We start from the raw sequence: 13,678 nt of genomic DNA, 5'->3' as shown, positions 1-13,678 counted from the left end.
AAAAGCCCAAGCCAGCCTCACGGTCGCCCAACCCAACCCGAAGGACCTGACGACGATGGAATATTTTCACAACGGCAAGACCGAAATCCAGGCCCTCGTGGTGGACGACGACGATGTCGACCGGGAACGCCTGATCCGCATGCTTCAGCGCGGCCCCCGTTCGATCAACGTGATAGAGGCCAGCTCGCAGGCGGAGGCCCTGCAGATCATCCGCCATGCCGAACCCTCGCTGGACATCGTCTTCCTCGATTTCGGCCTCGCGGACGGCGACGGTCGCGACCTCGTGCCGACGATCCGCGCCGAAGTGGACCAGGACTGCCCGATCGTGGCCGTAACCGGCAATGTCGATGAGCAAGTGGCGGCAGATTCGATCAAGGCCGGCATGACCGAATATCTCACCAAGCGCGCGCTCTCGCCCGAACGCGTCGCCGCTTCGGTGGAGGAAGGCATTGCCTGGCGCAAATATCGGCAGGACTTGCGCCGCACCGAGGAAGAACTGACCCATCGCAGCCTGCACGATCCGCTGACCGACTTGCCCAACCGTACGCTGCTGTTCGACCGGCTCGGCCAGGCTTGCGCCCGTGCGCGCCGCAACGGTTCGTCCTTCGCCGTGATGATGATCGACCTCGACCGGTTCAAGGAGATCAACGACAGCTTCGGCCATGCCGCCGGCGACGTGGTGCTCACCACCATCGCCCGCCGCCTGCGTGGCCACTTGCGCGAAGTGGACACGGTCGCGCGCCTCGGGGGCGACGAATTCGCGCTGCTCCTGCAGGACGTGCCTGACTACGACACCGCAACCGGGCTGGCCGGCAAGCTGGCCCGGGTGATCGAGCAGCCGATCGTCCACGAAAACCGCATTCTCCATGTCGGCGCCTCGATCGGCATCGCCATGTGCCCGCAGCGCGGCTATGCGCCCACCGGCCTGCTCTCGGCAGCGGACGATGCGATGTATGCGGCCAAGCGCGGGATCGACAAGCTCGTCACCAGCCGCGAAAACCTGCCCGCGTCTCCCGCCTTCGATCCCAAGGACATGCTGGAGGAAATCGACCAGGCCATCGCGCACGACGCTCTGGAATGGCACTGGCAACCGAAAGTGGACTTGCGCGACGGGCGCGTGCTGGGCTTCGAGGCACTCGTCCGCTGGCGCCATCCGCGCAGCGGCAATATTCCCGCAGACCAGCTCATCCGCACCGTGGAGCAATCTCCCTTGCTGGAGACTTTCACCAACCAGTGCCTGGACACCGTGCTCTCGCAGTTTGCGCGCATCCAGGACAAAGTGGACGGCGCCACGATCGCCATCAACGTCTCCGCCCGCATGCTGGAGCGTCCGACTTTCGTGGACAGCGTGGTCGAGCTGATCGAATGCCACCGCATAGCGCCTGAGCGGGTCACGCTGGAGCTGACCGAAACCGCGCTCATCACCAACCCCTCGCAGGCCAAGCGGGTGATAGAGCGGCTGCATGAGCACAAGATCCCGCTCTCCATCGATGACTTCGGCGCCGGGTTCACCTCCTTCGGCTACTTGCGCGACTTCGCGATCAGCGAAATCAAGATCGACCGCTCGTTCATCTCGCGCTTCACCGAGAGCCGCTTCGACCAGTCGCTGGTCAACAGCCTGGTGGTCCTCTGCGAAAGCCTGGGCATTCCGCTTGTGGCAGAGGGCGTGGAGACGCCGGAAACGCAGGAGCTGCTGGTCTCGCTCGGCTGCAATGCCGGGCAAGGCTACGGCATCTGCAAGCCGATGCCCTATGACGACGTGCTCGACTGGATGGACACCTGGCGCAGCCAGGCGCCGATGATCCGGCAGGTCAACGCCTGAACACGTGAGGGCCTGAGGACCTGAGGGCCGGATGCCCGCCCCGCTGCCCGATCGCAGCGGGGCGGGCAGACGCTCACACTACGCCCCGGTGATACCTCCACGCCCAGGCCCATCACTGCTGGACCCTGCCCGCGCCTTTCGCGATCCTGCGCCGCGAACAAGGAGAGGCACGCGTCATGAGCGACGAATCGGCAGCGGCAATCAGTGCCGTGCGGCGTGACTGGGTAACCGAGCACCGCGACATGTATTTGCAGTCAGGCGGCGTGCAGGGACACATCATGGACATCACCCCGGTCGGCGGCCGCGCCTTCGCGACGCATTGCCTGGTCAAGTATGTCGGGCGCAAGAGCGGCAAGGTCTTCATCACCCCGCTCTGCTACGCCGATATCGGCGGCGAAGTGGTAATCTGCGGCTCCAAGGGCGGAGCGGATACCCATCCGCAGTGGTACCTCAACCTGGTCGACAGCCCGGACGTCGAGTTCCAGATCGCCACCCAGGCCTTCAAGGGCACCTGGCGAGAACCGGAAGGTGCGGAACGGCAGAAGGTCTGGGACTTCTTCGTAGACTGCCATCCCTTCTACGCCGCCTACCAGACCTCCACCGAGCGGATACTCCCGCTGGTGCTGATGAAGGCCGCCACGGAAATCCCGGTGTTCAAGGCCGAGGACGCCACCGGCACGCGCACCACCTGACCCTCCCCAATCATACCCCCAGGGCCACATTTTCAGGACTTCCAAAGCGATGACCACCACCACGGGCACGATCGACTTCACCGACATCGACCAGTACCTCGGCAAGACCATGGATTTCTCGCCCATGCGCGAGCCTGTCGCCAACAACGACATCCGGCGCTGGGTCCATGCCATGCACTATGCCAACCTGCTGCATTTCGACCCCGCGACCTTCGAAGCCAGCCGCTGGGGCCGCCTCGTGGCGCCGCAGAGCTTCGCCATCGCCACGGACGACGGCCACGGCGCCGCTCCGGCCTGCGTCGGCTGCATCCCCAATTCGCATTTGCTGTTCGGCGGCGACGAATGGTGGTTCTACGGACCGCGCATCGAGGCCGGGGACGTGGTGACCAACACCCGCGTTCCCTTCGACTACAAGGTCAAGGAAACCGGCTTCGGTCCCACCTGCTTCCAGCGGGGAGACAACAACTATTCGAACCAGAAGGGCGAGGAAATTGCCCGGCAGCGCTCCACGGCGATCCGGTATCTCGCCCATGCCGGCGGCGATTCGGTGAAGACCGAAGAGTTCGACGAACCCGAATGGACCGATGAAGCCATCGCCGCGCTCGAGGACCGAAAGTTCGCGTGGGTGAAGATGCTCCACGACCTGGGCCACAAGGAGCGTTGGTGGGATGACGTCGCCGTGGGCGACCAGCTTCCCGAACGCGTCTTCGGCCCGCACTCGATCGCCAGCTTCGCCACCGAATGGCGCGCCTATATCGTCAACACCTGGGGGACGATGAACTTGCGCAAGAACGACCTGGAAGCGCTGGGCTTCACGCGCGAGATGGCCGGGTACGAGAACGACCCCGACATGATGCTGATTAACCCGGCCCTCACCGACGGCGCCTATTACGGCCCCTCGCGCGGGCACCTGTTCCCCAAATATGCCCGCCGCATCGGCATGCCGCGCGGCTATGGCTACGGCGCCTCGATGGGATCGTGGGTAACGGACTTCCTGTCAGGCTGGGCGGGCGAACACGGCATGGTCGTCCACTCCATCGCCAATTACCGCGGCCCCGCGCTCACCGGCGATGTGACGATCCAGACGGCGGAAGTCACCGAAAAATCGGTCGACGTGGAAGGGCGCCACCTCGTCCACGTCAAGCACCTGATGACCAATCAGAACGGCAAGACCATGTGCACCGGCACTGCCGAGGTCGCCCTGCCCAAGAAACCGGGCTGAACCGAATGTCGTCCCGGATCCGATCCGGGACGACGCAGCCTCAGAACGGGCCCGGCATCGCTCCGCCTACCGATACCGTGGCCACCTTGCCCGCGACCCAGATCGCGCCGTCGGTGTCCTGGCGGCAATGGACATATCCGTCCGCGCCGGTCATGCGCCCTTGCGCCGCGACATAGGCCCCGTTCGCCAGACCGCCCGCAAAGAGATATTGCGCCACGGCCGCATTGAGGCTGCCGGTCACCGGATCCTCGCAAAGGCGTCCACTCGCATCCGCGAAGAAAGCACGCAGTTCCCACTGGGGCCCGCCATCCGCCGCACGCGGACCAAGCAAGGCGACATCGGTATGCAGCGGCGCGCGCGCTGCCGGCTCCGCGGCAAGCACCGCATCGTCCGAAGCCATGTGCAGCACCTTCCAGCCCGGCCCGTTTGCGGCGTGGACGCCGGCAACGACGTCTCGCTCGTTCACGCCGCACAGCCGGATCGTCTCGGCAAGATCCGCCGGGTCCAGCGCGCCGGATCGCAGCAGCGGCGGCGCGCGGAACGCCAGCATCCCGCTTTCCTGCCGCACATCGACAAGGCCGATCCCGCATTCCTGCACGATCGTGCCGGCCTGCTTCGGCACCCCGCCGGCCGCCAGCCAGGCATGGGCGGTTCCCAGGGTCGGATGGCCTGCAAAAGGCAGTTCCCCGGCCGGGTAGAAGATCCGTACCCGGTAGTCCGCGCCGGGATCGGTGGGCGGCAACAGGAAGGTCGTTTCCGAAAAGCCCAGCCAGCGCGTGATCCGCAGCATGTCCGCCGCTTCCAGCCCCTCGCCGCCATGCACGACCGCCAGCGGATTTCCCGTGAGCGGACCGGCCGCGAAAACGTCGACCAGATCGAGTTGCATCTTTCGTTTCCTTCTTGTTTTCGGCTACTTGGCGCTAATCCTGCAGCTCTGAAGCGACAAGTGGCCCGAAACGGCTCTCAGGGTTTTTCCCGTGGTTCATTCAGGGTTTTGGAGCAAGGGTCCATTCGGATCGTTATGCCGTTACAGAATTGCATTTCCAGGAAGGAAACCCCGATGAAGAAGACCCTGATGGCGCTGACCATGGCCGCCCTGGTGCTGCCCATGGCCACCCCCGTGGCGGCCCAGATGTGGCGCAACGACGATCGTCATGACAGCCGCGACCGTCACGATGGCCGTTATGACAATCGCGGCCGCAACGACCGCGATCGCTACGATTCGCGCGGCCGCTATCGTGAACCGCATCGCATGAGCCGCAACGATCGCGCCTGGCGCGGCCGCGATGGTCGTTACTACTGCAAGCGCGACAATGGCACGACCGGCCTGATCATCGGCGCTGGCGCCGGCGCGCTGGCCGGCCATGAAATTGCCGGCAATGGCGACCAGACGCTTGGCACGATCATCGGCGGCGTCGCCGGCGGCCTGCTCGGTCGCCAGATCGACAAGGGCGACGTGAAGTGCCGTTGAGCTGACGCGCTCGGCCCTCTCGCGAAAAGGCGCGCCGTCCCTGCGGACGGCGCGCCTTTCTCGTTTACGGTTCCAGCGGCTGTCAGCCCTGTATGGAGACCAGCCTCAGATGGTTCTCGATGGCCGGTTCCGGCGCCGAAACGGTGCAATTGCGACCCTGCCTCTTCGCATCGTACAGTGCCTCGTCCGCCCGCCGCATGACTTCCGGCAGAGACAGCCCATGCGTGGCCGAAACGCCAAGACTGAGCGTGGGCACGACTTTGCCGCCCGCGAATGTCGAGACGGCCAAGTCCGCCACGGTGCGGCGCAGGCGCTCTGCCGCGGCATGGGCCTCGCGGCCATTGCGGGCCTGCAGGAACAGGCCGAATTCCTCTCCGCCAAGCCGTCCGCACAGATCGCCGGCGCGCAAGTTGGACTGGATGGCATCGCCGATCGCCACCAGCACGCGGTCCCCCACGCCGTGGCCGAACCCGTCGTTGATCTGCTTGAAATGGTCGACGTCCGCCACGATCAGCCAGCCATCGCGGTCCGCCATGGCGTCGCGGGTCATCTCGATGAACACGTCGCGGTTGGTAAGGCCGGTCATCCCGTCCACCCGCGCCGTGCGCTCCAGCCGCTTGAAGGCCTGGGCCAGTTCGTCATGAAGCGCCGAAATCCGGGCCTGTTGGCGCAAGAGCACGATGCACACCGGCGCGGACACGGCGAGCGCCACCATCACCCCCAGCACGACGAGTTGTACCGGCATGGCGAAACCAGGCACCAGAGCCACGACCTGCAGCAGCAGCGACGTCGCAGCCACTGACAGGCCGGTCCCGGCAGCGACATTGCGCAAGCCCTGGCTCTTCATGAAAACGAAACCCCAAACCCGTTGAACCCCGCAACTTTGTTAGACCATGATAGTTAACAGTTTGCTGATTTGACGCCGACGTTGGTTAACTTTTTCGATGCCCGACCGCGAGACAGAATTGGCTTGATCAGTACCTAAGCCGTTCGTCGCGCGCGGCCTTCGCTTCGGCGCGTATCTCGCTGCGTGCAATAATGTTCATCGCAGGTTCTGGCGCGCAATGGAATTCGGGACGCCGGTCGTACAAGACATTCAACAAAGAAGGATTTCAGATGCGTAAAGCCATCGCAGCCGCCGCCCTGGCCGCTCTCACCATCCCCGCCACTTTCGCCGTCACCGAAGTGGCCGTGGCCCGCGATCACGGCCCGCGCTATCACCGCACCGACAACGGTGTCCGCTACTGGCGCGGTAACGATGGCCGCTATCGCTGCAAGAAGTCGAACGGCACCACCGGCCTGCTGATCGGCGGCGTTGCCGGCGCCCTGGCCGGTCGCGCCATCGACACCCGCGGCGATCGCGCCACCGGTACCGTGCTCGGCGCTGCCGGCGGCGCCCTGCTCGGCCGTCAGATCGACCGCAACAACTCGCGCCCCCGCTGCCGCTGATAGGGCGTTAATCCCTGAAAAACCACGACGCGCCGCCCCTCCGGACGGCGCGTCGCACGGGTGCCACGACTGAAATATTTCGAAATCGCAGGGCGACGGCAAGGCCCTAAGCCCCCGCCATATGGCACCAGAGCTTGAACGGACTACCGGTACCACCGGCGTCAACCGCATCGTCGCATCGGCCTTTGGCGTAAAGCTGGTCAGCGACGTTCCCGAACGGCTTTGCCGCCACGGACTACGCCCCTGGATCGACGGGAAACGCCGCCGCCGGATCGACCGTATCCGCGCCAGCCGCCTCCTGTTCATCCACGTTCCCAAGAACGCCGGCACTTCGATCTGCGACCGCCTCTACGGCGCCCAGATGAAGCATTGCTCCGCACTCTACTACGCCAGGGTCGCGCCCGATCTGCTGGCCCTGCCGAGCTTCGCGCTTGTCCGCGATCCGGTCGATCGCTTCCTGTCCGCCTTCCGCTATGCCCGCGCGGGAGGAACGCGCCACCGCACGATTTCCGAGCCCTTCCGCGGCCGCTACGGCAGCTTCCGCAGCATTGACGATGCCATCGAACACCTCGCATCGGCGCGGTCTCCTTTCGATGTCGATCACGTCTTCCGTCCCCAAAGCTGGTACCTTCTCGATGCCAGGGGCCGTCCGGCGGTGGACCGGCTGATCCCCTATGAGCGGATCGGCGAAATCGGTCGGCGGTTGGGGCGCGAGGAACTGGACTCTCTGCCCGAGTGGAACCGCAGCGGCGAAACGGGCGAACGGCCCACGGCGAGGCAACTCGACTTTCTATGCCGGTTCTACGAGGCGGATTTCGCCCTGCGCCTTCAGGCCGTGACGGGTATTGCGGCGCCGCAGCGCACCCCCGGCCGCGCCGCCGCCCCGGTTCCCTCGCTGGCGGGCTGAAGGGTCTTGGAGAGCGGATACGTACAGAACCGCTCACAAGCCTTTCCTACAGGCCCAGTCTGTGCTCCTATGCACGCCGATGACCGCCTGCCTGCCCCCCCCTTGCCGTCCTGCCTTTCTCCGCACCGGACCGACCGTCGAGGGGGCCGCAGGAACTTCGCCTGAACCGTGTAAACCGTGTCAACCTGTCACGACGGCGGCCCTTCGTTGAGCGAGCTGCCGACCATGCTGGTAACCGGCGGCGCCAAGCGAATCGGCGCCGCGATCGCCCGCAGGTTCGGAGCGGCCGGCTGGCATGTCGTCATCCACTACGGCCATTCGCGAGACCAGGCCGAAGCGCTCGCCGCGCAATTGCCCTCCGCCGAAGTGGTAAGCTGCGAACTGGACGACTGGAACGCCGGACCTGCGATGATCCGGGACCTCGCCAGCCGCTTTCCCGACTGGCGCGTTTTGGTCAATTGCGCGGGAATGTTCGACCTCGACACGGCGCAGGCGCTCGATCCCGCGACTTTCGACAAGGCCATGCGCGTGAACGCGGGAACGCCGGCCCGGCTGGCTCAGGCCTTCCTTGCCAGCGCACGCGCCGCCGGCGGCCGGCGGGTCATCCACGTCACCGACCAGAAGCTGCTCAACCCGAACCCGGACTTCTTCTCCTACACGATGAGCAAGCACGCGCTCGCCGCCACGATCCCGATGCTGTCGATGGCGCGCCCGCAGGCCGAGGACAGGATCTACGGCCTGGCGCCGGGCGCCATACTCGCCAGCCACGACCAGACCGAAGCCGAAGCCGAAGTCTCGCACCGCATGAACCTGCTCGGCCGCAAGACCACGGCCGAGGACGTCGCTTCCGCGGCCCTGTTCCTGTCGGATGGCTGGCTGGAAAGCGGCGAGACGCTCTATGTCGATTCCGGCCAGCACCTTCTCGCGCAGCCGCGCGATGTCCTCTTCCTCGCCCGCCAGTGAAAGACACCTGGCGGACGTGAACCTGACTCGTCCTCGCTTGCGCAGATCGCACGCGAAACCCTCTTGCACCGGGCCTAAGCGCCCTTCACAAATGGTTGATGGCAATGGGAATTCTTGATCACTTCCTCCAGCGCGGCGTCCGCAAGGGTGTCCTGGAGGTCGTCCGCCCCGATGGCAGCGTCAAACGCTTCGGCACGTCCACCCCCGGCTTTCCCGAAGTCCGCATCCGCTTCACCGACGCGAAGGGCGAACGGCGCATCCTCACCGATCCCCGCCTTGGCGCAGCGGAAGCCTTCATGGATGGCCAGCTCGTCATCGAGCAGGGCGACATCATGGAAATGGTCGAACTGATCCGCGCCAATGCGAAGTGGGACAAGGGCGGCGAACTACACGAACATACGCCATTCAAGAAGCTGAAGGGCAAAGTCGTCACGCTGGTCGACGGCATCAACAAGGCCGCGAGCGCCAAGAAGAACATCGCTCACCACTACGACATCGGCAACGATCTCTATAACCTGTTCCTCGACATCGAGCACATGCAGTATTCCTGCGCCTACTGGCCGGAACCCGGCATCACGCTCGAACAGGCGCAGACGGCGAAACTGGCGCATATCGCCGCCAAGCTCGCGCTCGAACCCGGCCAGCGGGTGCTCGACATCGGCTGCGGCTGGGGCGGGATGGCGATCTACCTCGCAAAGCACGCCGGTGTCTCGGTACTTGGCATTACCCTCAGCGAGGAACAGCTTGCCCTCGCCCGCGAACGTGCCGAACAGGCCGGCGTGGCGGACAAGGTCACTTTCGAACTCGTCGACTACCGCGATCTGGCCGCGCGCGGCGCCAAGTTCGACCGGATCGTCTCGGTCGGCATGTTCGAGCATGTCGGGCAGGCGCAGTTCAGCCAGTTCTTCAAGGCCGTCGGCAACCTCCTCACCGACGACGGCGTCATGCTGCTGCACACCATCGGCCGCATGGGCGGCCCAGGTGCGACCGATGCCTTCACGCGCAAGTATATCTTTCCCGGCGGCTACATCCCCGCGCTCAGCGAGACCGTGGCAGCCAGCGAGAAGTTCCGCCTGATCGCCACCGATGTCGAGAACCTGCGCCTGCATTACGCGTTGACCCTGCGCGAATGGTACAAGCGCTGCGTCGCCAACAAGGAAGCCATCGTCAATCTGATGGACGAGCGCTTCTACCGGATGTGGATCTTCTACCTGGCGGGCGCCACCGCGGCCTTCGAAAGCGGCGGCATGTGCAATTACCAGATCCAGTATTCGCGCAGCCGTCTCGCCCTGCCGCTCACGCGGGACTACATCGCCGCGAACGAAACCGCACTGCTCGCCGGATAGCCCCGGGCCTTTCCTTCATTGCGCAGAGGGGCGCGTGCTGATAGGCGCGCGTCCCGAATCCACTGCCCTTTCTGCGGAGCCCGCGCCCATGTCCGACAGCATCAAGAAGGTCGTCCTCGCCTACTCCGGCGGCCTCGACACCAGCGTCATCCTGAAGTGGCTTCAGGTAACCTACAATTGCGAAGTCGTGACCTTCACGGCGGACCTGGGCCAGGGCGAGGAACTCGAACCCGCGCGCGCCAAGGCCAAGCTGATGGGCCTGCCTGACGAAAACATCTACATCGACGACCTGCGCGAGGAATTCGTGCGCGACTTCGTCTTCCCGATGATGCGCGCCAATGCCCGTTACGAAGGCGATTATCTCCTTGGCACCTCGATCGCCCGCCCGCTGATCTCCAAGCGCCTCATCGAGATCGCACACGCGACCGGCGCCGATGCGGTTGCGCATGGTGCGACCGGCAAGGGCAACGACCAGGTCCGCTTCGAACTCTCGGCCTATGCCCTCGACCCGAACATCAAGGTCATCGCCCCTTGGCGCGAGTGGGACCTGACCAGCCGCACCGCCCTCATCGCCTGGGCCGAGCAGCACCAGATCCCCGTCCCCAAGGACAAGCGCGGCGAAAGCCCCTTCTCCACCGACGCGAACCTCCTCCACACTTCGTCCGAAGGCAAAGTCCTGGAAGATCCGTGGGAAGAGACCCCGGACTACGTCTACTCGCGCACCGTCAACCCGGAAGACGCGCCGGACGCGGCGGAATACATCACCATCGACTTCGAGAAGGGTGACGGCGTCGCTCTCAACGGCGTTGCGATGTCCCCCGCCTCGCTCCTCACTGCGCTCAACGAACTCGGCCGCAAGCACGGCATCGGCCGCCTCGACCTCGTCGAGAACCGCTTCGTCGGCATGAAGTCGCGCGGGATGTATGAGACGCCGGGCGGCGAGATCTACGCCCGCGCCCATCGCGGGATCGAGCAGATCACGCTCGACCGCGGCGCCGCGCACCTCAAGGACGAGCTGATGCCGAAGTACGCAGAGCTCATCTACAACGGCTTCTGGTTCGCACCGGAGCGCGAGATGCTCCAGGCCGCCATCGATCACTCGCAGCTGCGCGTGAACGGCACCGTTCGCCTCAAGCTCTACAAGGGCAATGCCTCGGTCGTCGGCCGCAAGTCGCCGGACTCGCTCTACTCCGAACGCCACGTCACGTTCGAGGACGATGCCGGTGCCTACGACCAGAAGGACGCCGCCGGTTTCATCAAGCTGAACGCCCTGCGACTCCGTCTCCTGGCCCAGCGCGACGCCAAGTAAGACCCGGGATTCGGCCTTCCGAATCCTTTCAATGCGTTAACGACATAGGGCGGCCCGTTGCGAAAGAGCGATGGGCCGCTTTTGCATGGGTCCCCTTGGCGACGAACTGCCTGTAGGACTCCTCCGCATGACGGGGAAGCACAACCAACCGCATAAAGCCCACCGAATTGCTCGGATCGGCTTTGCTCTTGCCACCGCTGCCATGCTGGTAGCTCCGGCCTCCTCGGCGGTTGCCGAGTCGAAGCTGGCGCCCGCAAAGGTGGCCGAGGCCCCGGCTTCTGCCGCCGTCATCCCTGCCCCCGCCATGCCCGCTCCGGTTGCCGCGCTTCCGCAGTCGCTTGAGCAGGATACGCAGGAATTCGAGGATATTCGCGGTGGCACCGCCAGCTTCTACGGCCACTCGCTTCGGGGAGCCCGCACCGCCAGCGGCGAGCGCTTCAACCCGGACGAACTGACCGCCGCACACCCCTCGCTGCCTTTCGGCACCATGCTGCGCGTCACTAACGCCATGACCGGCGACTCCGTGATGGTCCGCATCAACGACCGCGGCCCGTTCCATTCCAACCGCGTGATCGACCTCTCCGAGGCCGCCGCCAAGGAAATCGGCATCGCGCGCATGGGTTCCGGCAAAGTCGAGCTGGCCGTTCTTTCCGACGGCTCCGACAACGACTGATCCCGCCCGGCTCCTACCGCCGGCCAATGCTCCGAAGAAGCGCAGGCCCTCTGAAAAAGGGTAGGCCGACGCGGTAACGGAGGGGGTGGGGAAGCACCGCGCCGGCCTTCACTCACAATAACATCGTACCGCCTGCCGGGTTCCCGGACGAGCCGAACATTCTTCGCCGCCCCCGCACCCAGGCCCGCCGTATCGGCCCGAGGTTGACACGGTTGACACGGTCCAGAGACCGAAAACGCACTCCCGTCCCCAGCCCCGTCCCCGACCTTCCGTCCAGCGACTTGAACTCAAGCGGCCCCTCCTGCCCGCCCCCGCTCTCGCCATAGCCGCCCTCGCCGCCCGAGACGCCGCACACCGCATCGACCGCCGCGAAAGCCCGGTCCTGCCAGACATCCCAAGCCGCCCCCGCCAGCGACCGCCAGACGGCCAAACCCTCGTCCGGCTCGTCCTCCGGCCCGGCCTCGCCCGCCGCCACCGCGCCCAGCCACGCCTCGTAAGCCGCCTCGGCATAAGGCTCGGCCATGCGATCGACATAGACCGCGCGCGCCACCGGCAGGACCGGATCGGGCCGCGACGCCGGCCGCGTCGCCGCCAGAGCCCGCGAACCCGCATCGGCCGAGCAGACCATGTCCGCCTCCGGAGCCTCGCCCGCCAGCAGTGCCAGCACCTCGTCGAACCGCCCGGCGAGATCCTCCACCCCCTCGCCCGAGACATCCGCCCCCGCCGCCCGGTCGAGCCGCGCCAAATGCGCCAGGAGCAGCCGCGTATCGAACCGCCGCCGCACCGCCACCTGCTCGCCGTGATAGAACACCGGCTCCTCCACCCCATCGAGCGCCCGCGTCGCCAGCACTTCCTCGACATGCCGCCGCGCCAGCACCAGCGCCGCCTCCCACCCCTGCCCGAAGACCCGGTCCCGCCGCCGCAACACGTAAGCCGACTGCCGCGACATCCCCACCCGCGCCGCCGCCGCCCGCACGTCGCCCTTCTCGGAGAGATGATCGAGAAACCGCACCTTCCGCGCGGGCGTCCACCCATTGTCGGAGCCTGTCGCGGAGGCGGAGTGCCTTGAAGAGGAGCCGGCAGAAGAAGCACAAGTACGAGGGCCATCGCCCTCGCGCTCCCCGAATGTATCCGCCGCGCCCCACCGATCTGGAGCGGACGCCTTGAGAGCCTCGGTCACAGCGTCCGCACAAGCCGGGGCCTCGGTGCCGAAGCCCCTTTCGTCATCCCAGAGAAAGCTGGGACCGCTGTCGGCCTGAGGCCCACGATGAGGAAAGACCTCCTCCGGTAACCCGACATCCCAAGAAGCCGGAATCCACCCCCTCCCGACAGCGGTGGGATACGAAGATTTGGAACGATCGGACATGGTTCATCCCCAGAACTGGAGCCAATGCCCCGACACAGCCGCGTCGGGTTGAACCGGATCATTTATCGCATGTGCGCGACTGTAGGAAAGTGAGGATCGCCCAAAGGTATCTTCCCTCGTTTTATGTGGAGACTCATTTACGCTGATTGTTACAATTACGGTTCTGATATAAGAACTTAGTCTTTTCCGGTTGGGGGAAACGATGGAACCGAATTCGATTCCGACTATGTCGCAAGAGCAAGCTTATGCGCTCTGTAAACGGCCAGAAGATCAATTCTTTGACCGTAAGTCAGCTCTGTCCAAAGCTAAAACTGCTCAGAAAATTGCCGTCGCTTTCGCCAACGCAGAAGGAGGGAAATTGCGTTCGGCATCAAAGATGACAAAGAAGAAATAAATCCCAAAAATAAAATATCACTCTTTGCGTTACCAGAAGACGCCAATGATGTACTTCACAATAT

At 65.1% G+C, this 13,678-nt stretch carries 14 protein-coding genes; 11 read left to right on the top strand and 3 right to left on the bottom strand.

The features are described 5' to 3' along the window. Positions 1 to 55 precede the first annotated feature (55 nt). The 3 genes from ACZ1J6_RS08645 to ACZ1J6_RS08635 all read left to right on the top strand — a co-directional run bounded on the left by ACZ1J6_RS08645 (position 56) and on the right by ACZ1J6_RS08635 (position 3,736). The gene (locus tag ACZ1J6_RS08645) at positions 56 to 1,822 is read left to right on the top strand and encodes a putative bifunctional diguanylate cyclase/phosphodiesterase (RefSeq protein WP_132261930.1); all 1,767 of its coding nucleotides are present in this window, start codon (positions 56 to 58) and stop codon (positions 1,820 to 1,822) included. 176 nt (positions 1,823 to 1,998) lie between these two features. Beyond that, positions 1,999 to 2,514 (top strand): nitroreductase/quinone reductase family protein, encoded by a 516-nt coding sequence (locus ACZ1J6_RS08640; RefSeq protein WP_431568735.1) that lies wholly within the window; start codon positions 1,999 to 2,001, stop codon positions 2,512 to 2,514. Positions 2,515 to 2,563: 49 nt separating this feature from the next. After that, on the top strand, positions 2,564 to 3,736 hold the full coding sequence (locus ACZ1J6_RS08635) for an FAS1-like dehydratase domain-containing protein (protein WP_431568734.1): 1,173 nt from the start codon (positions 2,564 to 2,566) through the stop codon (positions 3,734 to 3,736). A gap of 40 nt (positions 3,737 to 3,776) precedes the next feature. Here ACZ1J6_RS08635 and ACZ1J6_RS08630 read toward each other — a convergent pair whose 3' ends face one another. Further along, a complete protein-coding gene (locus ACZ1J6_RS08630; RefSeq protein ID WP_431568733.1) occupies positions 3,777 to 4,622 on the bottom strand; it encodes a PhzF family phenazine biosynthesis protein in 846 nt (281 codons plus the stop codon). A 174-nt stretch (positions 4,623 to 4,796) separates the two neighbouring features. Between ACZ1J6_RS08630 and ACZ1J6_RS08625 the strand changes: the two genes are divergently transcribed. Next, entirely contained in the window at positions 4,797 to 5,207 is a 411-nt protein-coding gene (locus ACZ1J6_RS08625) for a glycine zipper 2TM domain-containing protein (RefSeq protein WP_132261922.1), read from the top strand. An 82-nt stretch (positions 5,208 to 5,289) separates the two neighbouring features. On the opposite strand, the gene ACZ1J6_RS08620 is transcribed toward ACZ1J6_RS08625, so the two are convergent. Beyond that, on the bottom strand, positions 5,290 to 6,054 hold the full coding sequence (locus tag ACZ1J6_RS08620; RefSeq protein ID WP_134095053.1) for a GGDEF domain-containing protein: 765 nt from the start codon (positions 6,052 to 6,054) through the stop codon (positions 5,290 to 5,292). A gap of 269 nt (positions 6,055 to 6,323) precedes the next feature. Here ACZ1J6_RS08620 and ACZ1J6_RS08615 point away from each other — a divergent pair, with 269 nt between their 5' ends. The 6 genes from ACZ1J6_RS08615 (at position 6,324) to ACZ1J6_RS08590 (ending at position 11,854) form a co-directional block, all read left to right on the top strand. Further along, positions 6,324 to 6,656, top strand: a complete 333-nt coding sequence (locus ACZ1J6_RS08615; protein ID WP_132261918.1) for a glycine zipper 2TM domain-containing protein — start codon at positions 6,324 to 6,326, stop codon at positions 6,654 to 6,656. Positions 6,657 to 6,777: 121 nt separating this feature from the next. Further along, positions 6,778 to 7,563 (top strand): sulfotransferase family 2 domain-containing protein, encoded by a 786-nt coding sequence (locus tag ACZ1J6_RS08610; protein WP_431568732.1) that lies wholly within the window; start codon positions 6,778 to 6,780, stop codon positions 7,561 to 7,563. Positions 7,564 to 7,788: 225 nt separating this feature from the next. Next, positions 7,789 to 8,526: an SDR family oxidoreductase gene (locus tag ACZ1J6_RS08605; protein WP_431568804.1), complete on the top strand. Its 738-nt coding sequence runs from the start codon at positions 7,789 to 7,791 to the stop codon at positions 8,524 to 8,526. Between the two features lie 104 nt (positions 8,527 to 8,630). Next, on the top strand, positions 8,631 to 9,872 hold the full coding sequence (locus ACZ1J6_RS08600; protein ID WP_431568803.1) for a class I SAM-dependent methyltransferase: 1,242 nt from the start codon (positions 8,631 to 8,633) through the stop codon (positions 9,870 to 9,872). Between the two features lie 88 nt (positions 9,873 to 9,960). Beyond that, entirely contained in the window at positions 9,961 to 11,181 is a 1,221-nt protein-coding gene (locus ACZ1J6_RS08595) for an argininosuccinate synthase (protein ID WP_431568731.1), read from the top strand. Positions 11,182 to 11,383: 202 nt separating this feature from the next. Further along, the gene (locus ACZ1J6_RS08590) at positions 11,384 to 11,854 is read left to right on the top strand and encodes a septal ring lytic transglycosylase RlpA family protein (protein WP_132261910.1); all 471 of its coding nucleotides are present in this window, start codon (positions 11,384 to 11,386) and stop codon (positions 11,852 to 11,854) included. Between the two features lie 112 nt (positions 11,855 to 11,966). Here the strand turns inward: ACZ1J6_RS08590 and ACZ1J6_RS08585 are convergent, their stop codons facing one another. After that, entirely contained in the window at positions 11,967 to 12,866 is a 900-nt protein-coding gene (locus ACZ1J6_RS08585) for a hypothetical protein (protein WP_465128051.1), read from the bottom strand. A gap of 556 nt (positions 12,867 to 13,422) precedes the next feature. Between ACZ1J6_RS08585 and ACZ1J6_RS08580 the strand changes: the two genes are divergently transcribed. Next, on the top strand, positions 13,423 to 13,614 hold the full coding sequence (locus tag ACZ1J6_RS08580) for a hypothetical protein (RefSeq protein WP_465128050.1): 192 nt from the start codon (positions 13,423 to 13,425) through the stop codon (positions 13,612 to 13,614). Positions 13,615 to 13,678 lie beyond the last annotated feature (64 nt).

It is taken from the genome of Novosphingobium sp. BL-S-21, assembly GCF_055521655.1.
The sequence above is the reverse complement of the archived record's forward strand: the minus strand, read 5'-3'. Positions and strand labels throughout refer to the sequence as shown.

Bases quoted from the DNA above. Each gene is read 5' to 3' on its own strand.
- ACZ1J6_RS08640 (WP_431568735.1), top strand. From the start codon at position 1,999: ATGAGCGACGAATCGGCAGCGGCAATCAGTGCCGTGCGGCGTGACTGG.
- ACZ1J6_RS08590 (WP_132261910.1), top strand. From the start codon at position 11,384: ATGCTGGTAGCTCCGGCCTCCTCGGCGGTTGCCGAGTCGAAGCTGGCG.
- ACZ1J6_RS08615 (WP_132261918.1), top strand. From the start codon at position 6,324: ATGCGTAAAGCCATCGCAGCCGCCGCCCTGGCCGCTCTCACCATCCCC.
- ACZ1J6_RS08645 (WP_132261930.1), top strand. From the start codon at position 56: ATGGAATATTTTCACAACGGCAAGACCGAAATCCAGGCCCTCGTGGTG.
- ACZ1J6_RS08605 (WP_431568804.1), top strand. From the start codon at position 7,789: ATGCTGGTAACCGGCGGCGCCAAGCGAATCGGCGCCGCGATCGCCCGC.
- ACZ1J6_RS08620 (WP_134095053.1), bottom strand. From the start codon at position 6,054: ATGAAGAGCCAGGGCTTGCGCAATGTCGCTGCCGGGACCGGCCTGTCA.
- ACZ1J6_RS08580 (WP_465128050.1), top strand. From the start codon at position 13,423: ATGGAACCGAATTCGATTCCGACTATGTCGCAAGAGCAAGCTTATGCG.
- ACZ1J6_RS08630 (WP_431568733.1), bottom strand. From the start codon at position 4,622: ATGCAACTCGATCTGGTCGACGTTTTCGCGGCCGGTCCGCTCACGGGA.
- ACZ1J6_RS08635 (WP_431568734.1), top strand. From the start codon at position 2,564: ATGACCACCACCACGGGCACGATCGACTTCACCGACATCGACCAGTAC.
- ACZ1J6_RS08625 (WP_132261922.1), top strand. From the start codon at position 4,797: ATGAAGAAGACCCTGATGGCGCTGACCATGGCCGCCCTGGTGCTGCCC.
- ACZ1J6_RS08600 (WP_431568803.1), top strand. From the start codon at position 8,631: ATGGGAATTCTTGATCACTTCCTCCAGCGCGGCGTCCGCAAGGGTGTC.
- ACZ1J6_RS08610 (WP_431568732.1), top strand. From the start codon at position 6,778: ATGGCACCAGAGCTTGAACGGACTACCGGTACCACCGGCGTCAACCGC.
- ACZ1J6_RS08595 (WP_431568731.1), top strand. From the start codon at position 9,961: ATGTCCGACAGCATCAAGAAGGTCGTCCTCGCCTACTCCGGCGGCCTC.